Source organism: Calothrix sp. UHCC 0171, assembly GCF_034931845.1.
In the GTDB taxonomy this organism is placed as follows: domain Bacteria; phylum Cyanobacteriota; class Cyanobacteriia; order Cyanobacteriales; family Nostocaceae; genus Brunnivagina.
Genome location: NZ_JAYGHN010000005.1, coordinates 213657 through 235555, shown reverse-complemented (window position 1 = coordinate 235555; position 21899 = coordinate 213657). Strand labels below are relative to the sequence as shown.

The 21899-nt window shown below is 39.1% G+C and carries 13 protein-coding genes; 9 read left to right on the top strand and 4 right to left on the bottom strand.

All coding sequences use genetic code 11. From position 1 onward, the window contains the following. The first annotated feature begins 654 nt into the window (after positions 1–654). The 4 genes from VB733_RS06565 (at position 655) to VB733_RS06550 (ending at position 9970) form a co-directional block, all read left to right on the top strand. Positions 655–3072: a filamentous hemagglutinin N-terminal domain-containing protein gene (locus tag VB733_RS06565; protein WP_323339283.1), complete on the top strand. Its 2418-nt coding sequence runs from the start codon at positions 655–657 to the stop codon at positions 3070–3072. Between the two features lie 54 nt (positions 3073–3126). After that, the gene (locus tag VB733_RS06560) at positions 3127–5757 is read left to right on the top strand and encodes a CHAT domain-containing protein (RefSeq protein ID WP_323339282.1); all 2631 of its coding nucleotides are present in this window, start codon (positions 3127–3129) and stop codon (positions 5755–5757) included. A gap of 220 nt (positions 5758–5977) precedes the next feature. After that, positions 5978–6649, top strand: coding sequence for a DUF928 domain-containing protein (locus tag VB733_RS06555; protein WP_323339281.1), 672 nt, complete (start codon positions 5978–5980; stop codon positions 6647–6649). Positions 6650–6814: 165 nt separating this feature from the next. Further along, positions 6815–9970, top strand: coding sequence for a CHASE2 domain-containing protein (locus VB733_RS06550; protein ID WP_323339280.1), 3156 nt, complete (start codon positions 6815–6817; stop codon positions 9968–9970). A gap of 144 nt (positions 9971–10114) precedes the next feature. On the opposite strand, the gene tsaE is transcribed toward VB733_RS06550, so the two are convergent. Then, positions 10115–10621 carry a tRNA (adenosine(37)-N6)-threonylcarbamoyltransferase complex ATPase subunit type 1 TsaE gene (tsaE, locus tag VB733_RS06545; protein ID WP_323339279.1) on the bottom strand — a complete coding sequence of 169 codons (507 nt, stop codon included), beginning with the start codon at positions 10619–10621 and terminating at the stop codon, positions 10115–10117. 95 nt (positions 10622–10716) lie between these two features. On the opposite strand from tsaE, the gene VB733_RS06540 reads away from it, so the two are divergent. The 3 genes from VB733_RS06540 (at position 10717) to VB733_RS06530 (ending at position 14341) form a co-directional block, all read left to right on the top strand. Further along, on the top strand, positions 10717–11484 hold the full coding sequence (locus VB733_RS06540) for an ATP-binding cassette domain-containing protein (protein WP_323339278.1): 768 nt from the start codon (positions 10717–10719) through the stop codon (positions 11482–11484). Between the two features lie 189 nt (positions 11485–11673). Beyond that, complete coding sequence (locus VB733_RS06535; protein WP_323339277.1) at positions 11674–12855, top strand: VCBS repeat-containing protein; 1182 nt, start codon at positions 11674–11676, stop codon at positions 12853–12855. 262 nt (positions 12856–13117) lie between these two features. Continuing rightward, a complete protein-coding gene (locus VB733_RS06530) occupies positions 13118–14341 on the top strand; it encodes a VCBS repeat-containing protein (protein ID WP_323339276.1) in 1224 nt (407 codons plus the stop codon). A 292-nt stretch (positions 14342–14633) separates the two neighbouring features. Here the strand turns inward: VB733_RS06530 and VB733_RS06525 are convergent, their stop codons facing one another. Beyond that, positions 14634–14915: a DUF3288 family protein gene (locus VB733_RS06525; protein WP_323339275.1), complete on the bottom strand. Its 282-nt coding sequence runs from the start codon at positions 14913–14915 to the stop codon at positions 14634–14636. Between the two features lie 543 nt (positions 14916–15458). Here VB733_RS06525 and VB733_RS06520 point away from each other — a divergent pair. Then, the gene (locus VB733_RS06520; protein ID WP_323339274.1) at positions 15459–17912 is read left to right on the top strand and encodes an ATP-dependent Clp protease ATP-binding subunit; all 2454 of its coding nucleotides are present in this window, start codon (positions 15459–15461) and stop codon (positions 17910–17912) included. 268 nt (positions 17913–18180) lie between these two features. Here VB733_RS06520 and VB733_RS06515 read toward each other — a convergent pair whose 3' ends face one another. Then, on the bottom strand, positions 18181–19398 hold the full coding sequence (locus VB733_RS06515; RefSeq protein WP_323339273.1) for a TetR/AcrR family transcriptional regulator: 1218 nt from the start codon (positions 19396–19398) through the stop codon (positions 18181–18183). A 301-nt stretch (positions 19399–19699) separates the two neighbouring features. On the opposite strand from VB733_RS06515, the gene VB733_RS06510 reads away from it, so the two are divergent. Next, positions 19700–20548: an acyl-CoA desaturase gene (locus VB733_RS06510; protein ID WP_323339272.1), complete on the top strand. Its 849-nt coding sequence runs from the start codon at positions 19700–19702 to the stop codon at positions 20546–20548. Positions 20549–20942: 394 nt separating this feature from the next. Here the strand turns inward: VB733_RS06510 and VB733_RS06505 are convergent, their stop codons facing one another. After that, positions 20943–21890 carry a glycosyltransferase family 2 protein gene (locus VB733_RS06505; protein ID WP_323339271.1) on the bottom strand — a complete coding sequence of 316 codons (948 nt, stop codon included), beginning with the start codon at positions 21888–21890 and terminating at the stop codon, positions 20943–20945. Positions 21891–21899 lie beyond the last annotated feature (9 nt).

Genomic DNA, 21899 nt, shown 5'->3' with positions numbered 1-21899 from the left:
GTCTTCCAAAAGTGGATGCTCCCCAGCTTATTAACTACAACAGCCTATATATGGTAATTCTGCTTTCTAAGTTTTTGATGACCTCATTCGTCTATAGATTAGGTTTCCTTAATTACACATCTAAAAACGAGGAAACACTCAAAAATCTAAAAAGCTACATATTTCGCGAAGTTCTGTACAAAACTACATATTTCTCTCATAAAACTTCCTCAAGGAGAAAATCATATTTTCCGCAGTTGATATGGATTTTATCTATTCAATTTATCTTTTGCCAAATTAAATTCTCAGCTTTTGATTATTATTACTTCGCAAGTCGAGTCCGGAAGCTAACTATGGATATTATCAGGTGCAATTATCCTATTTTTTGAAAAATTTGTGTGGGCAGAGGAAAACTGGAAGATATTTGGACTATCAAGTACATTCTCGCTTTAGTTATTATACGTAATCAAATCTTGTATAAATAGCCGATAAAGCCAAGATGCAAATACTGCTATCGTAGTTGTAAAAAGCCTAAAATACTTACTTAATAAGAACATCGATTTTTCTGCAAACGAATTTAAAAACAATTGTGTGTTAACAATTATACTGGGTACAAAAATATGTTATTTTAAGTTCGCAGTATTTTCAGCTTTCGGTACAGAAAGTATAAAGACTATGAAAGCTTTTAGGAGACGAAACTATTCGCTGGGAATTTACGCTATTACCCTTATACATAGTCTACTAACTACAATACCAATTGTGCGATCGCAATCTATTCCCTCACAATCAATAGTTACTGACAGTACATTACCTAACAACTCTATTGTCACGTTGAGTAATAATACTTACTCAATTACGGGGGGAACTCCAGCAGGTAAAAATCTATTTCACAGCTTTGAGAGATTTTCCCTTGCAACTGGGCAAAATGCTGACTTTGAGAATGCGAGCAATATCGAAAATATAATTACGCGAGTTACGGGTAAATCTATTTCTAATATTGATGGATTAATCCGTGCAAATGGTAATACTAATCTGTTTTTGCTCAATCCTAATGGGGTTGTTTTTGGAGCCAATGCAGCTTTAGATATTGGCGGTTCATTTTTTGTGAGTACCGCAGATGCATGGAAATTTCCGGAAGGGGATATATATAGTGCAACAGATACTGCAACTTCTCCAATATTAATTATTTCTACACCTATTGGTGTGCAATGGGGAGCAAATGTTACGGGTGAAATTATCAATGAAGCTAATTTATTCACAAATAGAGATTTGGATTTATCAGCCGCTAATATTACAAGTCGAGGAAATATCACAGATGTTAATGGCAACTTGAATATTAATGCTTTGGGTGATGTCAATTTATTATTCGCCACGATGCAAGCCGGAGAAGATATTACAGTTAAAGCGAATTCTCTGACTCTTAATCAAGCTGCTTTATTGACAAAATCATCTAATATTGGTTCCACTGGCACAATTGATGTAGAAGTCACAGATAATATTAATTTAAATAATCATGCGAATATTGGTAGTAGTAATGATGGAGGAATTGGGAATGCAGGGGAGATTAATTTAAAGGCAAATTCCTTGAGAGCCAATAATGCTTCATCAATCATTGCTCAAAGTATTGAGCCTGGAAATTCGGGAAAAATTAATTTAGCAATATCTGGTGATATCACATTAAATAACTCCAGTAATATTGGTATTTTCATTATCTCCAGATTTCAACCAAATTGGATTAATAATGACAATAATATTGAAATTAAAGCTGGAAATCTATCTATTCTCAATGGTTCTCAAATTATTACCGATATAATTCCCACAATTCCAGGGCGTAATGTTCAAATTCGTGAAAATTTTACCCGTGATTTTAAAGCCGCAAATATCAATATTCAAGTCGGTGAGAGGATATCTATTGAAGGTTTTAGTATCGATAAGTTTACCCAAGAAATAATTCCTAGTCAAATTAGTAGTAAAACATCTACTGGTGCGACTACTAATGGTGGCAACATTACCCTAATGGCTGCAAATTTATCAATAGCGAATCAAGGATTAGTTAGTGTTAGAAGTGATGGACAAGGTAATGCGGGTAATATCAAAATAGATACTAATACTTTTAAAGTTCAAAGCGGGGGAAAAATTATGAGTAGCATCTCCAGCTTTGGCAATGCGGGAGATATTCAAGTGATAACCCATGAGAAATTTCTTTTAACTGGTACAAAAACTAGATTATTGGCGGATACAACACCTAACTCTGCGGGAAATGGCGGCAACATTTTTGTGAATTCTCCTAATATCAAAATTAGCAATAGTGCCTGGATATCTACAAATAGTCAGGGTAAAGGTAAAGGGGGAAATATTCAATTACAAACGAAAAATATCACTTTTAATCGAGGCAACGTGAGTACAGAAACAGCATTTGGAGAAGGTGGAAATATTAATTTGATTGCCGGAAATTATTTTCAATTTCTGAATAATAGTTCAATTTCCACAACGGCACGTGGTACAGGAAATGGAGGGAATATCAACATCAAAGCTGGCTTTATTGTCAGCAATCCCCAAGCAAATAGCGATATTATAGCCAATACAATCCAAGGGCGTGGCGGTAATATTAATATTAGCAGCGATGCTATCCTGGGGTTAGAAATGCGATCGCAATTAACTTCTCGTAGTGATATTACCACTAGTTCGCAATCGGGAGTTAGTGGAAAAGTAATTATTGATACCCTGAATATTGATCCCAGTCGAGGTAATAGCGAACAATCGACTGAAGTTATTGATGCATCAAGTCAAATAAATCAAACTTGTTCAAGTCAAAGCACTGCGAATAGTTTCACAATCGTCAGACGAGGTGGATTACCTCTCATGGGGAATGAAATCTTAAATAGCACTCCTGCTTGGATTGATTGGCGAATTCAGGGAGAAGAAAGGGAGGAAGCAGCAGATAAACAGAGAAGAGAAGAGGGTGAATTCATTGAGGCAACTGGTTGGGAGATAGGTAGTAATGGTGTTGTGAAATTAGTTGCTATGGTTTCCCCCAATACATCTAATTTAATTAGGCAAAGCTTCAGTAATTGCCTTGCTAATCTCAAATAAACTGAATTTTTAGTGTAGGGAATTTAATTTTTTTTAGTGATTTTATTTTGATTGGTGAAAGATATTTTTTTAAAATTAACCACTAAAGATGGGCAGCAGCAAAGTTTGTGGCTATCTCAATTGCAAATCCTATTTCTCAAATTTTTGAGAGCTTTAATTGTGATGACTCTTTTAGTGTGTTTGGCATTCTTGAGTCTAAATTTGCCAACAAGGGCAATATATCCTCACTTTCCTTCCCATGCGCCAACTCCAGTAGAACAAGGACAAATATTTTACGAAGCGGGGCAATTTAAGAATGCCATTCAAATTTGGAAAGATGCAGCAGTTAACTTTGAGAAAAAACGCAACAAAAAAAATCAGGCTTTAATATTAAGTTATTTAGCATTGAGTTATCAACAATTAGGGCAAATTCTCCAATCAGATATCATTATCCATACAGCCATAGAAATCATTCAGAAATACCACGATAATTTTATTTATGCTCAAATTCTCAATAATCAAGGACATTTATTATTTAATCAAGGTAAAACTGAATCGGCATTAGAAACTTGGCGGTTAGCTGAGAAAAAATATCATCATTCTGGAGATAAAGTTGGTGAAATTGGTACGCAAATTAATCAAGCAAAAGCATTACAAATGCTCGGCTATTTCCTACGTGCAAATACCCTTTTTCAGCAAGTTGAAACTTCACTATCACAACAACCCGACTCACAACTAAAAATTTCCATTCTTTTGAATTTGGGAAATAGTTGGCGAATCATAGGAGACTATCAAAATGCCAGAGATAACCTCGAAAAAAGTTTAGATATTGCTCAAAAATTAGGTTTGTCAACCGAACAACAGATAGCATTACTGAATTTGGGAAAGGTGGCAAATTCCGAAAATAAAATTGAGACGGCATTAAACCTTTTTCAGCAAGTAGCCAATCAAAAGCATCCCATTCCCGAACAAATCCAATTACAAGCAAGACTTTATCAACTTGATATTTTATGGCAACTACACCGCCTAGAAGAAGCGGAGCAATTAATTTCCCAAATTCAGGAACAAATTGATAATTTACCTCCCACTCAAACTACAATTTATGCACAAATTGAATTAGCTACGAGTTTGGTGAAATTTTCTTCCAGTTCCAAAATTACTCTTCCCAACTTATTAATTCAATCAGCAGAATTATTAGCCAATGCACGACAACAAGCACAAACTTTAGGTAATTCACGTGCAGAATCAACCGCTTTCGGAAAATTAGGCAATCTTTATGCACAAACTCAACAGTGGGAAATTGCTACAAGTTTGACAACCCAGGCTTTAAAGTTAGCCCAAAAAATTAATGCCCCCGATATTGCTTATCAGTGGGAATGGCAAATGGGGAGGATTTTGAACGCCCAAGGTGATAAAATAGGAGCGATCGCGAACTACAAGCAAGCATTTCAAGCTTTGCAATCGCTGCGTCAAGACTTAGTCGCCATCAACCAAGATATCCAGTTTTCATTTCGTGAAAGTGTTGAACCAGTTTACCGCGAACTTGTAGATTTACTTTTACAAGATATTCCCAATACTCCTGCTTCCCAGCAACAAGACAACCTCATTGCTGCCAGAGAAACAATTGAGGCACTACAACTTGCCGAATTAGCCAATTTTTTCCGCGAAGCTTGTCTAGATAGCAAAACCGTACCCATCGAAACAATAGACTCCACAGCCGCTCTCATCTACCCAATTATTTTAAGCGATCGCATCGAGGTAATTATCTCATTACCCAACCAACCTTTACAACATTACAGCACCAAAATTCCCCAATCTCAAGTCGAAGCAGCCATTAAAGACATGCGCCAATCGTTACGACGCACTTCATTTGCCGCCGAAAGATTAACAATTGCCCAAAAAATTTATACTTGGTTGTTGGCAGATATAGCACCTGATTTAGTTAAAAATCAAATTCACACACTAGTGTTTATTCTTGATCGAGAATTGCGGAATATACCGATATCTGCCTTGCATGACGGCGAAAAATATCTCATTGAGAAATATCAAATCGCCTTAGCACCGAGCTTACAACTTTTTAAATCCCAACCCCGAAAAAACAATCAGATTCAGGTATTAGCAGGCGGCATGAGCAAAACCAACGCCGGATTTGCCCCTTTACCCGGAGTCGAGCCAGAAATCCAACAAATCAGCACCACAATCCCCACCACAGTATTACTCAACGAAAACTTTACCAACGCCAAACTCAAAGCCAAATTACAAAACCCTGCATATTCCGTCATGCACCTAGCCTCCCACGGACAGTTTAGCTCCAAAGCCAGCGATACCTTCATCAAAACCTGGGATGGACAGATTAATATCCATACATTAAGCAAATTAATGAGCGATCGCAATCTCAAAGGCTCCTCACCCATTGATTTACTCGTACTCAGCGCCTGTCAAACCGCCAAAGGTGACGAAAGGGCAACTCTCGGACTTGCTGGCGTTGCAGTACGCTCTGGCGCACGTAGCACTCTGGCTTCGCTATGGACTGTTAGCGATGAATCAACCGCAAAATTAATGAGTGCCTTTTACAGAGGATTACTTAAATCCAAAGTAACAAAAGTCGAGGCATTGCGATTAGCACAGTTAGAACTCTTACAAACGCCGGAATTCAAACATCCTTATTACTGGGCAGCTTTTATACTAGTTGGCAATTGGCTGTAGAGGCTAGATAATTGATTTGAATGCCTCAAGTCCGGGAGTCAGAATCTAGGATTCACATATATTATCAACTATTTTATTGGCGATTTACATAATTTATCCTCAGTTATGACCTCCGAATTCTTCTAGTAACACAATCTAATTTATAATTCAAATGCTTCCTTATAGATTTATTTACACATTCAAGAACACACCGACTGTTATGATGTTGGTATCAGGGATAATGGTAACAAATCTTACTATACCTACATGGGCAGCAAACCCAATGCCCGCCAACTTTGAGCCACCTCCCAGAAGAGATGCGCCACGTGGTGGAACTGCTGGTGGTGGTTCCCGCCCTGTGACTTTGGCTTGTGCTTCGACATTATCCAATCAGACTCCAGTTCTGGCAGCCCTCAGCCCCGGTAAATATATTGGGTTGTCACGATTACAACGTCCCGTCTTCTTTGTCCTGCTTCCCCCCAGCATCGCTCAGTCGGCAGAATTCAGCTTATTTGACGGAGAGATGAATGGAATTTATCAAACAAGAATACCCATTAGCGATCGCAATGGCTTAATCAGCATTAACTTACCAGAGGATGCACCACCACTAGTGAAAAACAAAATTTACTATTGGTCATTTGCTGTCACCTGTAATCCTAGCGATCGTACAGAAGATTGGGTAGTAGGCGGTTGGATAGAACATGTACCATTAGACCAGACTTTGCAACAACAATTAGCCCAAGCATCAGCAATTGAACGTGTTTCTCTCTACGCCAAACAAGCTTTCTGGTATGATGCAGTCGCCACAATCATCGAACTCCAACACCAACAACCTAGTAATACCCAAATCTCTCAATCCTGGAAAGAGTTATTCACATCAGTCGGTCTGAGTATGATTGCCACAGCTAATTAAAAACAGGAGAAAGCTGACAAGGGAAATGCCAAGACATAGAAATGTGGAGAAACAGAAGCATACAGATGCCGGGTGACAGACTCTCCGCCTTTCCCGATGTCTCTCTTTCCATATCTATCGCCAATCCATGATCAACCTGACATTTTTCCCCCCAATCCCCTAACTATGTGGAAAAGGTTAAAACAACAACTTATTCGATGTCACGGTGTGGAAATCACAGCGATAGGTGTCACGACAATTGTTATCGCCTTGCAACTCACAGGGATATTTCAGTTTCTCGAATGTGCAGTTTTAGACCAGTTGTTTCGTCTGCGTCCTCCGGAATCCGGAAAAAATCGTGTAGTAGTTGTGACAATTGATGAGTCCGATTTGTCACGTTGGGGACAATGGCCCATTTCTGATGCCACCCTAGTGAAATTGCTCCATCAAATCAAACAAAAGCAACCACAAGTAATCGGATTAAACCTATATCGCAATTTTCCTGTTCCACCTGGACATGAAGAATTATTACAATTTTATACTTCCACACCAAATCTGATTGGAATTCATAAGGTATCAAGTGATGCTAGTAGTCCGATAGTCGAAGCTCCCCCAATTTTAGGCGATCGCAATCAAATTGCAGCTTCCGACCTAGTGTTAGATACTGACGGTAAGGTGAGACGTTACTTGTTATCGGTACGGTTAGAGAATAGTGGCAGAGAAAATAAAAATCAAGGGAAAACCAGCTTAACCTTAGGGGCAAAACTAGCGCTCACTTATCTAGCAGCTAGACAGATTCAACCTCAAAGTCAAGGAAGCAACGGAATTCTCCAACTTGGTAAGGCGAGGTTTGTACCCCTACAGGATAGTGAGGGTGGTTATGTACATGCAGATGTGGGTGGATATCAAATTTTGGCAAATTTCCGCAAATATCAGCCGGGAGTCCTCAAAATATCAATTTCTGACCTACTGGCAAATCGTGTTCCCGCAAGCTTACTCAGAGGGAAAATAGTTTTAATTGGTTCTGTGGCGGAAAGTACCAGTGAAAAGTTTTATACACCATACACAACTAATACCCGTAGTACATGGTCAGGTGTAGAACTCCATGCAGAACTCGCCAACCAGATTGTGAGTGCAGCTTTAGATAATGGACAGCTTTTGCGAGGAATACCCCAGAGATTGCAATGGTTGTGGATTTTACTTTGGTCGAGCCTAGGGGCAATATTGGGATGGGAAATAACATTGGGGCGAGCGCAGATAGGAACAAATTCTGGCTCGAAATGGAAAGGGTTATTATTTGCGATCGCTTTTACTAGTCTTCTGAGCAGTTCTTATTTATTATTTTTGGCTGGTTGGTGGGTTACTGTCATATCCCCAATGTTGGGACTAATTAGTGCCGGATTAGTCAGTCGCATGTATTTACTTTGGCAAAGATTGCAATTCTCACACCAAGCTTTAGCAAATTATGCTCAAACCCTAGAAATGAAAGTTTGCGCTCGGACTCAAGAACTGGTTGAAAAAAATCTCGCCTTAGAAAAAGCAAAACAACAAGCAGAAGCGGCAAATATTGCAAAAAGCACTTTTTTAGCAAATATTAGCCATGAATTACGAACACCTCTCAATGCAATTCTCGGTTTTAGTCAACTACTCTCTCATGAAGAAGATTTAACCAGAGAACAGCAACAGCATATCAAAATTATTAACCGTAGTGGCAAGCATTTACTGGAACTGATTAATGACGTTTTATCAATGTCTAAAATTGAAGCTGGTAGAACTGTATTAGTTGAAAAGAACTTTGATTTATATGCGTTATTAGACTCACTCCAGCAGATGTTGCAATTACGTGCAAAAAACAAAGGTTTGGAATTTAGATTTGAGTTAATTGGCAATGTACCCCAGTATATTTACAGCGATGAAAGTAAACTTCGCCAAGTTTTAATTAATTTATTAAATAACGCCATTAAATTTACACCGCAAGGTAGTGTAATTTTGCGCGTCAGACTACAAAAACCAGACCAAAATCAGGAATATACAAATGATGTTCGCAAACTCACAATTATCCATAAATCTACAATTTCCCTTCAACAACCGGAGTCTTTATCCTATGTAAATTCTCAAAAGCCGGAACATCAACTATTCAGTGAACAAAATCATCATTTATCATTGACTCAAAATCAACAGCAGCTACCCAGAAAATCGGGAATAGGCATTCTCCCAATTCCGGAAGACTTGTCGCAGGACAGAAGTAGAGAATCAGAAGTAACTAACAATAATTATCACAACAATGAGTTTCCGAAAAATTGGCAAAATCAAGATTTATCAGTAGCAAATACTTTGAATGAACAGTGTCTCATTTTTGAAGTTGCCGATACAGGATTTGGAATTGCGCCAGAAGATTTGGATGCTATCTTCAATCCTTTTATACAAACCGATGTTGGTCGCAAATCAAGCGAAGGGACAGGTTTAGGTTTAGCTATTAGTCGTGAGTTTGTCAAGTTATTGGGCGGAGATATTTATGTTCATAGTAAAATTAATCAAGGGTCAATTTTTACTTTTAATATCAAATTTAGCCTCGCCCATATTCATGAATTAGAATACAGCCTTCCAAAACCACGAGTGATTGGAGTCGCCAAACATCAACCAAATTACCGGATTCTGATAGCTGAAGATGTCCTAGAAAATCGTCTGTTAATTACTAAAATAATTGAACCATTAGGATTTGAAATTCAACAAGCTACTAATGGTCGAGAAGTGATAGAAATTTGGCAGAATTGGCATCCACATTTAATCTTTATGGATATTAGAATGCCAGAATTAAATGGTTGTCAAGCAACTAAAATTATTAGAGAATTAGAAAAAAATATCAGAAAACAGCTAAAATCTGAACCAGAATCTCACCACCAATTATCAACAATAATTATTGCTTTAACAGCCAGTACATTTGACGAGCAGAAAAAAAATATTTTTAAAGCTGGTTGTAATAATTTTCTTGGCAAACCTTTTCATGAACAACAAGTGTATGACATAATTGCCCACTATTTAAAAGTCAATTATGAATATAAATCAGAACAGAATTTACAACCGAAATCAAATCCTCATATCGAAATCTTAGAAACATCACAAATTTCCCCTGATTTATTCAGCACCATGCCACCAGCCTGGCTAGAAGAACTACACTTTGCTGCCCTGAGCCTCAACGATGAACTAGCTGTAGAATTGATTAATCAAATACCTGAGTCACAAGTGATACTCATTCAGACTTTAACTAACTTAGTTGATAATTTCCGTTTTGATTTAATCGTCAGTTGTATTGAGAAATTCCAGAAACAACAAAATTATTGATTTCAAGATAGCTATTCACATTTCCAAATTATTGCAGAAGTGTGAGATATGCCAATACGCTTCGATTAAGCAAAATGGCTATTAGCAGTTAGCTTTTAGCTCTTGACTTTTAGCTCTTGACTTTTAGAATCGCTTTATAGATGATTACATCTTATTCTTACTCTTTCCCTCCCTAACCGAACCGTATTGCGAGATATCCCTGAGCATTTCTTCATTGAAGTTCCAATTAAACGGAATGATTTCGACTTCGCGCATTTCACTATCACTTACAGCCATAAATCGTATAACTAAATAACTATCTGGCTTATAAGGCATTCTTTCCGCCCATTCGATCGCCACTATACCAGGTGTCACCTCAAAGCCTTCCCAATAACTGTCTAAATTGAGTGCAGAGACTTCATTCGCTTGCAAACGGTATAAATCGAGATGGTAAAGTGGAATGCGACCCTCAGTATACTCATTTATTAAGGTGAAAGTTGGACTAACGATCGCCTCAGTAATTCCCAAGCCTTTACCGATTCCTTGAACAAACGTAGTTTTTCCTGCACCCAAATCACCTGAAAGCAGCAGAACAGTACCAGCAGGCAATAATTCACCGAATTTTATACCGAGCGATTGGGTGGCGATCGCATCTGCAAGAACAAATTTCATATCGGGGTTTTGATTACACAAACTTGTAAATTTAATTGTAAAAGATTATTTCTCTGTCGCAATATTTTCAGTAATTTACCTACCCATCTTTACCTATGTCACAAAAGCAAACTACTGTCGAATTCAAGCATGTTTCCCTGCGTCGTCCTGATAAACAAAGCTTAATCCCCAATGCATATCGTAATTTAGTATCAGATTTGAATTTTACTATTTATCAAGGGGAAGCACTAGTATTACTGGGACGTAGTGGTAGTGGGAAAACTACAACCATGAAACTAATAAATCGTCTTTTATTACCAACGCAAGGGGAGGTTTTATTTAATAGTATTCCCACACATCAGTGGGATGAAATCAAATTGCGGCGCAAGATTGGTTATGTAATTCAGGAAACAGGACTATTTCCGCATTTCACAGTTGAACGTAACGTCGGTTTAGTTCCATCATTAGAAGGTTGGAAACCAAAACAAATTAAAACGCGATCGCACGAATTATTACATTTAGTTGGACTAGAACCTGGAGAATTTGCCCAACGTTATCCCCACGAACTTTCAGGAGGACAAAAACAGCGTGTAGGAGTTGCCAGGGCGCTAGCAGCCGACCCCCCAATGCTATTAATGGATGAACCATTTGGCGCACTTGATCCAATTACACGCTTAGAAATTCAGCAAGAATTTAAACGATTACAGCAAGAATTAGGGAAAACAGTTATTTTTGTTACCCATGATATTCAGGAAGCATTTATCTTAGCTTCGCGGATTGGATTAATGTATCAAGGCGAATTAGTTGTATTAGATAAGCCGGAAGATTTTATCAATTCTCAACATCCAGAAGCTCAAGCATTTATACGATGTCTTTCCCATTAGTATATATCCCCAAATTATTCAATTAGGCGGGGATATTTTTATGCAAAAATTACTCGATTAAACAATGTTATTTACGAACTAATTAAATATTGAAAAACTTGTGCAAAAGTCTTTATTTGTTAGGGACTAACACTTTTAATAACTAAGCGATTGTAAAACGGTTGATGAACATGTTGTCAATTACCAATTATGTTTGATTCAAACAATTCTACACAGTCTCCGCTTGATCCTAGCGTTAGTGCTTCAAAATATACTGCAACAAATAATTTTGATACTAGCATTTCTCCAAATAATACTAATAGCTTCAACGGCTCATCTAGCCCAGAGGCTGAAGGGTTTAATCCCAATCCAAATCTTATATTTAGTAGCGCCGCAATAAATCCTGATTTTAATGGCGATGGTAAAACTGACAAAATGTGGCGTAATGCCGAAACTGGTGAATTTGCCATTTGGTTAATGAATGGTTCTAATCCTGAAGGTTTTTCTTTAGGTAATCGTGGCGCTGATTGGGATTTTAAAATTGCCGATTTAAATGGAGATGGCAAAACTGATTTAGTTTGGAAAAACAAAAATAGTGGTGAAGTCAGCGCTTGGATAATCGATGGCGGAACCATAGTTTCTGAAACTACGATCGCAACTTTAGATAGTAATTGGGATTTCACCGTTGCTGATACCAATGGCGATCGCAAATCCGATCTAGTTTGGCGCAATAATCAAACTAATGAAAATGCTGTCTGGATTATGGATGGCACAAATATCGCTAGTTCTGCATTCTTACCATCAACTGATTCCAATTGGAACTACACCATTACGGATGTCGATCGCAATGGTAAAACTGATTTGTTCTGGCACAACAATGTCACTGGTGAAAATGCACTGTGGATAATGGATGGTACTAATTTCGACGGAGTCATGCTAGAAACCTTTGGTGCTGGTTGGGAATTCTCCGCAACTGACTTTAACGGTGATATGAAGACTGATATCTTCTGGCACAATGCTCAAACAGGTGAAAATAAAACCTGGTTGATCGATGGTACTAATTTTACGCAAGTAGATTTACCAACCCAAGGTGCTGGTTCTGATTGGAAATACTCTTTCGGTGACTCTAACAACGACGGTAAACTTGATATTTTCTGGCGCAATCAAAGCACTGGCGAAAATAAGGGCTGGCAAATGGATGGCGGAACAGCTACCGAAACCGCTTTACCATCCTTGGATTCTAACTGGACATCCAGCTTCGGTGATTTTGATGGCAACGGTACCACCGAATTATTCTGGCATAACAATAGTACCGGTGAAAATATGATTTGGTCAGCAGATGGTACTGTTAGTAGTGTGACAGCCACTCCGTTAGGTTGGTACACTTTCTAAAAAATTAGATAAATGCAAACTAATATCCCTGATTTCTTCAAGAAATCGGGGATATCAATTTTAATTGAGTATCTAAATCTAGATCTAAATATATTTAAATGTAATTTAAATAGGCATATTTCCCCTAATTAACTAATTTTAAATTTTGTCGGAATAAAGAGTTATTTATAACTTTTAATTAATAGAATGTTTGTTATCCTTTGACAGAATATATGCAGAAAATATCTAAATATTATATAAATATAAAAGGTAGAAGTGTATCATGAATGCATCCAAAGAATCCCTAAACATCCCTACAAGTAATATTAACTCTGTCAGTGCTTATCTGCCTCCGAATAGATTCGGAGAAATGTTAGATACTAGCTATTCATTCTCTTTTGGAAAATCTCCAGCATCGAACCCTGATAATATTACAAATCAAGCAGCTAACGTACCCAGAACAAATCCAAATCCTAACTCTATATTTAGTAATCCGGCAACTAACGCTGACTTTAGCGGTGATGGTAAACGCGATTTATTATGGCGTAATAGTGAGACGGGTGAAACTGCTATTTGGGTGATGGATGGTGACAGAATCGCTGATGCCAAGTTTTTGGCAAATATGGATGCTGAGTGGGATTACAAACTAGCTGATTTTAACCGTGATGGTAAAAGTGATATATTTTGGCGTAATACGACAACAGGTGAAAACTATATCTGGATAATGGATGGTACTAATGTTGTCAGTACCACTCAACAGCAAACAATTGATAGTAACTGGAATTTTCAGATTGCTGATTTTAACGGAGATGGGAAAAGCGATGTTTTTTGGCATAACACCAAAACAGGGGAAAATGCAACCTGGTTAATGGATAATACAACAGTAACCACCGCAGCCTATTTACCTAAAACGGAAGATTTATCTTGGACTCCAACCATAGTTGATTTTAACGGTGATGGGAAGACAGATTTATTTTGGCGAAACAAAAATACCACCGAAACTGCGGTTTGGTTAATGGATGGAACCAATTACTCTGGTTCTTTCCTACAAAAGATGGATTCTTCTTGGGATTATACCGTTGGCGACTTTAATGGTGATGGTAGAAATGATTTGCTGTGGCGTAATCAAGCAACAGGAGAAACTTCTGCTTGGCTCATGAATGGAACCCTAATTTTTAGCGGTAATCTCACTAATATGACTTCTGATTGGCAAGCTAGCACTGGTGATTTTAATGGCGACGGAAAAACGGATGTTTTCTGGCACAATACTAGAACAGGTGAAAATACCGCTTGGTTGATGGATGGTACTAGCATTTCTACCTCAGCATTTTTGCCAAAAACTGACTCATCGCTGCAATACAGTCTTGGTGACTTTAATGACGATGGTAAGACTGATATTTTTTGGCGCAACTCCACCACCGGTAATGATGCAATCTGGTTTATGGATGGCACAACTGCTTCGGAAAGAGCCATAACAACAGCACCTCCTGAATGGACGACAGCTTAAGAATGACTCATTGTTAATCAGTAAGTCGGCTGAAATTAAATAGAAAACCTCAAGAGAGTGTAGTGTGCAGGAGAGTAACTACACTCTCTTTATTAGTTGTGATTGTCATCACAATTGTCTGTCAGATAAATAAGGCTGCTTGAGCAAAGTCTGCCATTGACTCATTAATTTTGGTAAGTTGAAAATAATCATCCTCCTGTGGATATAAATTTTGAGATGATTCCGATTTCGATGACATTTTAATTGTGGATGATAGAGAATTTTTTCATCAAGGCTGACTTTTAATTTTCAACTAATTCCAGTCCTGTTCTTCTTTTTTGCCACGAGTTTTATAAATTCCGCCCACTTGATGTATGGCACGGGTTTTTTCAAAGAGTTCTTCCTCTGTTAAACCCCAATTTTGCATGATATTATCTAAATCTATATGGATATCTCTTGCACCGGGAAAACCTTGATAACGGATACGTAATCGCGCTAATTCTGCTAAGTTAGTGTCCGTGGGTTCTCCAACAAGTAAACTGTCCACTATAGATTTGTCTCTGTGTTCCAGGGGATGTCGTTGGTCTTTATTCATCGGGGCATTAGCGATCGCAGTTATTTCAGTGCTAAGTTGTTTTTAGAGGGTTGGCTAAGATACTATCCTAAAAAATAAGCCAGAATCACAATAAGCCAGAATCAAGCTATCTCAATATCAGGTAATTAAGCTAAATACCAAAATCTCTGTATTTTCTCCATTTTGGGGCTTTTTCTTGTTATATCTAACTTTCTGGTTATTTTTGCCAACTCACCGTTAATTTAACCAATCAATGCCTGATGGTACAACTAAATGGATAACCTGGGAATCCATCCCCAATCCCGACTTAAATGCTTAATGGCAATAGCCAGCAGACGGGAAAACAAATTAACCCAGTTTCCTGACAAATAAATCAACGCTCAAGCCCCTAAGAACCTACACTTAAGTAGGCGGCTAATACAACTTAGGGCATACGGCTCTCACTACTGTCATCAGCCGTTAAATAAAGATACATTATCTTTATAAAAGTACAAACAACTTCAACTGAGGGTGAGAATAAATTTCACTCTAAGTCCAAGCAGCAAGGGAGGCAATAACCCGCTTATGTTTGAACACTTCACTTCCCAAGCCATTAGGGTAATCATGTTAGCTCAGGAGGAGGCACGCCGACTGGGACACAACTTCGTCGGTACTGAGCAAATTCTCCTGGGATTGATTGGAGAAGGTAACGGGGTTGCCGCTAAAGTGCTGAGTGACATGGGCGTTACCCTCAAGGATGCGCGTCGAGAAGTAGAGAAAATTATCGGTAGAGGTTCTGGTTTCGTACCACCAGAAATCCCCTTTACCCCTAAAGTTAAAAGCTTATTCGAGCAGGCTTTCAAAGAAGCGCGATCGCTCGGCAACAATTACATTAGTACCGAACATTTACTTTTGGGCTTAACCGAGGCAGGTGAGGGTGTCGCCGCCAAAGTTTTACAAAATCTTGCTATTGACCTCAAAGACCTCCGCACGGCAGTAATTCGCCGTTTGGGTGAAGATGTGGCAGTTGCTCCTGGTGCTTCTGGTGGCAGCCAGCGTCGTCATCAACAAAATCCCACAATCGAAGAATTTGGTAAAAACCTGACCAAGTTAGCCCAAGAAGGCAAACTTGACCCAGTTGTCGGTCGTGACAAGGAAATCGAACGTACCGTGCAAATTCTTGGTCGTCGCACCAAAAACAATCCGGTGTTGATTGGCGAACCTGGAGTGGGAAAAACCGCGATCGCCGAAGGTTTGGCACAGCGCATTATCAATCAAGATGTGCCGGAAATCCTCATGGGCAAACAAGTTATTAGTTTGGACATGGGTTCCTTGGTTGCAGGTACACGCTTCCGTGGTGACTTTGAGGAACGACTCAAAAAAATCATGGAGGAAGTCCGCAGCGCCGGAAATATCATCCTCGTAATTGATGAAATTCACACCTTGGTTGGTGCAGGGGGAATTGAAGGTGGCATGGATGCCGCCAATATTCTCAAACCAGCTTTAGCTAGGGGGGAAATGCAGTGTTTAGGTGCAACTACCCTGGATGAGTATCGCCAGCACATTGAACGTGATGCCGCATTAGAGCGGAGATTCCAACCAATTATGGTGGGCGAACCCTCGGTTGCAGAAACCATCCAGATTTTGTACGGATTGCGGTCTATTTACGAACAGCACCACCGTGTGAAAATTTCCGATGCCGCTTTGAAGGCAGCAGCAGAATTGTCAGATCGATATATTAGCGATCGCTTTTTGCCAGATAAGGCGATCGATCTCATCGATGAGGCAGGTTCTCGCGTCCGTTTAAGGAATTCCATGCATTCCACCAGTCGGGAAGTTAAGCGTGAACTTCTGGCTGTCGGCAAACAAAAGGAAGAAGCTGTTCGCCTGCAAGACTTTGATAAAGCAGGTAATCTGCGGGACAAGGAACTGGAACTAGAAGAGCAACTCCACGCCGAATCAGCCGAATTTATTAGCAATCCTGTGGTTGATGAAGAAGACATTGCCCAAATTGTCGCTTCCTGGACTGGTGTACCTGTCAACAAGTTGACTGAATCTGAGTCGGAGATGTTACTACATCTCGAAGATACTTTACACCAGCGTCTCATTGGTCAAGAACAGGCTGTTACAGCTGTATCTCGTGCGATTCGTCGTGCCCGTGTCGGCTTGAAAAATCCCAACCGACCGATTGCTAGCTTTATTTTCTCTGGTCCTACTGGTGTCGGTAAAACTGAGTTGGCGAAATCCTTGGCAGCTTATTTCTTCGGTGCGGAAGATGCGATGATTCGCGTCGATATGTCCGAATATATGGAACGCCACACCGTCAGCAAGTTAATTGGTTCGCCTCCAGGTTATGTAGGCTACGATGAAGGTGGACAACTTACGGAAGCTGTACGCCGCAAACCTTACAGTGTAATTCTTTTCGACGAAATAGAAAAAGCACATCCAGATGTATTTAATACATTACTGCAAATGCTTGATGATGGACACATCAGCGATTCTAAGGGTCGAAAAGTTGACTTTAAGAACACATTGATTATCTTGACTTCCAATATTGGTTCTAAGGTAATCGAAAAAGGTGGCGGTGGTTTAGGATTCCAAATCGAAAACGAAGCCGAAGCTAGCTACAACCGCATCAAGACTTTGGTTAATGAAGAACTCAAAGCTTTCTTCCGTCCTGAATTTCTCAACCGTCTCGACGACATTATTGTCTTTAGCCAGTTGAATAAAGGCGAAGTTAAGCAGATTTCGGAAATTATGCTTAAGGATGTTGCGATTCGCTTATTGGAGAAAGGTATTCGTCTCGAAGTCACAGAGCGCTTTAAAGAACGTGTGGTTCAAGAAGGTTATGATCCTAGCTATGGTGCTAGACCATTACGTCGGGCAATTATGCGTTTGTTAGAAGATTCCCTCGCTGAGGCGATACTTGGTAGTCACGTCACAGAGGGCGATACCGCGACTGTTGATGTTGATGACGATGGACAAATCAAGGTAATTAAGTCATCACAGCCGGAATTACTTTTGGCAAATGTGGGTTAATTTCCTCTAAGTATTCGTGTAAAAATGAATTGAACAAGTAGTGTGGAGAGGAGTTTCCGGGGAGATGTTTTTCACGGAAAACTCCGGCGACGGAAAGCCCAACCTTGGGAAATAGCAGAGACGCTTGCACTACTTATTTTTATATGATTCCTAATTGTGAATTTGCATAGAGTTAAATCAGTACAATTTGCAATTTTTAATACCCTATGGGAAAGCTTATGCTTTTCTGTGGGGTATTTGTTTACAATTACAAATTAAACGAATTCATCTAGCCAGGTTTTTGATCGAGACGAGTTGCTTGTTCGATCGCCGCTTTTTCCTTGGCTCGATGTGCCAGTGGTTGTAATTGGGCGATCGCCAATCCAGTTAAAATACTTAAATTCTCTAAACTCATACCCCGCATTAACATTTCGACACACCATGTTGGTTGGGTTTGCGAAATTGTCGGCTGTTTTCCTTCTGGGGTGACAATTGTCTCCGTCCACTTTTGCCAGCATTCCTCTATTTCTAATGCCGACATGGCTAAACCTGCTTCGTTAATAAACATGGCAGTTTGATTATCTTTACGACTTTTTAACCATCGAGTTAGCGGATTATTAGTGTAGGAACCATACCGCTTACCCATCACCCATTGATTTACAGGTACTTGACGGGTAATTTTCGGTGTCGTGATTTGGAGAATATTTGCTTGAGTATCAGCTATTTGCTGGGTTATTTGCAAAGTTGTAATTTCAGTCGGATATATCCCAGTTGCAAATAATAAATATGCTAAAGCAAAATCCTGCACACTCGATTTTTTGGCTTGGTGTAAAATTTGGTGAACCAAATTCCCAGGTAAATCCACAATTTCTCTCGTCGTCACTACTAAATTTTGGTTTATTTTCGCCAAATTTGCGGAAGAATCTAAACCTTTAGCGACAAACAACTCCACCAAAGTCTCTAAAAACTCATCTCTATCCTGCCAAAATTCGTGCATCTCACTAGTAAACTCGATAATCGCATACCCCAAAGTCATCGTGTTTACTAACGCCGCCAGCTTTTCCACAGGTAAACTTGTCGTTAATAATCCTTGGGCGATCGCATTTGCAAAATATTCACCCACTTTGCGATTAACTTCCTTCAGCCCCTTTCCCAATGCACGCCGACTTTCTGGCGGATATTGACTAGCTTCGCCCACCACCGAACGAATAAAATCAGGAACCCGCTCGAAAGTAAGTAAAGTGTTACTTGCATAATTTTTGAGAATTTGACCAGCATCATCAGCCGGATTTATTTCTTCCACCAATGATTCTGCCAAATTTGTAAATCTTTCTGATTCTTCAAATAAAGCCAAAAGCAACCCATGTTTGTTACCAAACTGGCGAAATAGCGTCACTTCATTCACTCCAGCCAATTCCGCTATTTGCCGAGTTGTTGTATTCGCCACACCCTGAGTAGTAAATAATTCAAGTGCAGCTTGCATTAAACGCTCATGAGTAGAGTTCATAGCCGAAAAAGAAAAGTAATAAGGGGTAAATACTCAAAATACTAACTCAGTTCATCCCTCCTGAGTCACAAGTAATACTACTCCTCAAGCATAATTTAGCAATTTTGAAAAATAATGCAAGCGGCACTTGCACAATATTGGAAATATTGCTAGGATTAGTAATGTAAGTGAGACTTGCTTTTCTACTGTAACTGATTTGCGGACATGATCATCAAATAGCTAATTCCAGGCTCAGAAGCCAAAAATTACACAGAGTTAAGGGCAGTTCGCTTTATTATCAAGAAGAAACAACAAGAATTTTATGACATCAAAACCTGTTTCTACCGCTCTAGCAAGCGGACAATCAACTACTAAAAGTTCTTTTAATTGGACTTATCTATTATTCTTTGGAGCGTTTCATGGGTTAGCGTTACTTGCACCTTGGTTCTTTTCTTGGAAAGCATTATTTGTGACGCTGTTTTTGCACTGGCTATTTGGGAGTATTGGTATTTGTTTGGGATATCACCGATTGTTGAGCCATCGCAGCTTTCAGGTTCCTAAGTGGTTAGAATATGCGATCGCAATTTTGGGAGCATTAGCATTGCAAGGTGGACCAATATTTTGGGTAAGTGGACATCGACAACACCACGCACATACGGAAGATGTGGATAAAGACCCATATTCAGCTAAACGTGGATTTTGGTGGAGCCATGTACTATGGCTTTTGTACCCACGTCCTGAGTTTTTCAATCGCGAAATTTACCAAACAGCCGCACCCGATTTATTAAAACAACCTTTCTATCGTTGGCTGGATAAGCATTTCTTAATCTTACAAATACCTTTAGCTGTATTACTTTATGTTTTAGGCGGATGGTCATTTGTAATTTATGGAGTCGTAGTTAGATCGGTATTACTCTGGCACTCAACTTGGTTTGTCAACTCAGCTACCCATGCATGGGGTTATCGCAACTTTGAGGCAGATGATAATGCTCGTAACCTGTGGTGGGTATCCATTGTTACTTATGGAGAAGGATGGCACAACAACCATCATAAATATCCCAACGTTGCCAAAGCTGGATATCATTGGTGGGAAATCGATGTCACTTGGTGGAGTATCAAAGTCTTACAGACATTAGGTTTAGCTAAAAAAGTCAATCTTTACAAGTCTTAAAATTTTCAGGGATACTTAGTATTTCTGACTGCAAAAAGAGGTCGGAAATCAAAAGTATACCAATTCCCTAATTAATGGCAACAGATAGTTTTTAGTAGCCTTTTTAAATCTGTTGCCATATTTTTGTAGACCTAATACCGATTCCAAAAATGTTTGCAACACATCCAGAATATGAGACGCTATACCGTGTCTTTACAAAATTCATCTGTCGCATTCTTTTTTCAAATTGGGATAAAATCCCTAAAATCAATATCCTTAACTAACCGTATTCACAGTGAGGGTGAAAATGCCCCCTCTAGCTTGAAAGAGTCATTCGTATTCTTCGCCCCGCGTCCCCGTTTCTCCGTGTCCGCCTTTCATGCTTGGTGATGAAATTTTTTCATCGGGACTGCCTCTATCCCTTCATCTCAGCATAAGCTTGATAAACACCCTTGACGTTATACCAATTTAAGAAAATTCGTGCTAGCTCTAAAGCTAACTGTGATTGACCAATACTAATTAACCATTTTAAAATCGGTAACATTGTCCGCTCATTTAAAAATCCATTTAAAGATAGCGTTCCCCACAATATTTTGTGGAGTAATGTCATTTGAATCATTAATCGTACTTGCCAAGTGGGATGCTTTTGATAAAACAAAACTCCCATTCTTCCCCGTTGAATTTCTTTATCAATTAAGTTGGGAATTTGGTCAATATTAAAGGCTGGATGCCAGTGATAGCCGACAGCTTGGGGACATTTTATTAATACTAATCCCAGATTTTTTAAACGAACACCTAATTCTAAATCTTCCCAACCATATAATTGAAATTCTGTATCAAACAGTCCTGCTTTTTCTAACCAATGTTTAGCGATCGCGACATTTCCTGTTGCAAAGAAAGCTCGTGAAAAATCGGTAATTTTATATGGTTCGGAGGTGGGATTTTCAAAGTTAGCTGTATTAATTACCGCACCATAAGTAAAAAACTTGTCGTTACCAAGTTTATTTTTCCCGGCGACTAAAGCATCAGCATGGGATTGTAAAAATGTTTCCGTGACAACCAAATCACTATCAATAAAGATAATTGTATCACCAGTCGCTTGTTCGACACCCAAATTTCTCGCCGCAGAAGGACCTTGATGATTTTGTGAAAATACCCGCACATGGGGAAACTCGTTTTTGCATTTCTCTAACCATTGCAAAGTCCCATCAGTCGAACCATCATCGACAAGCACCACCTCATAGCCAGTGACAGCACTATGACTTAACTGCTGTACTTCCAAAGCTTGCAGGCATTTTTCTAATATCGGTTTACGGTTATAAGTTGGAATTACAACGCTAAAAAACACGGCTTCACCACCCATGACATATGA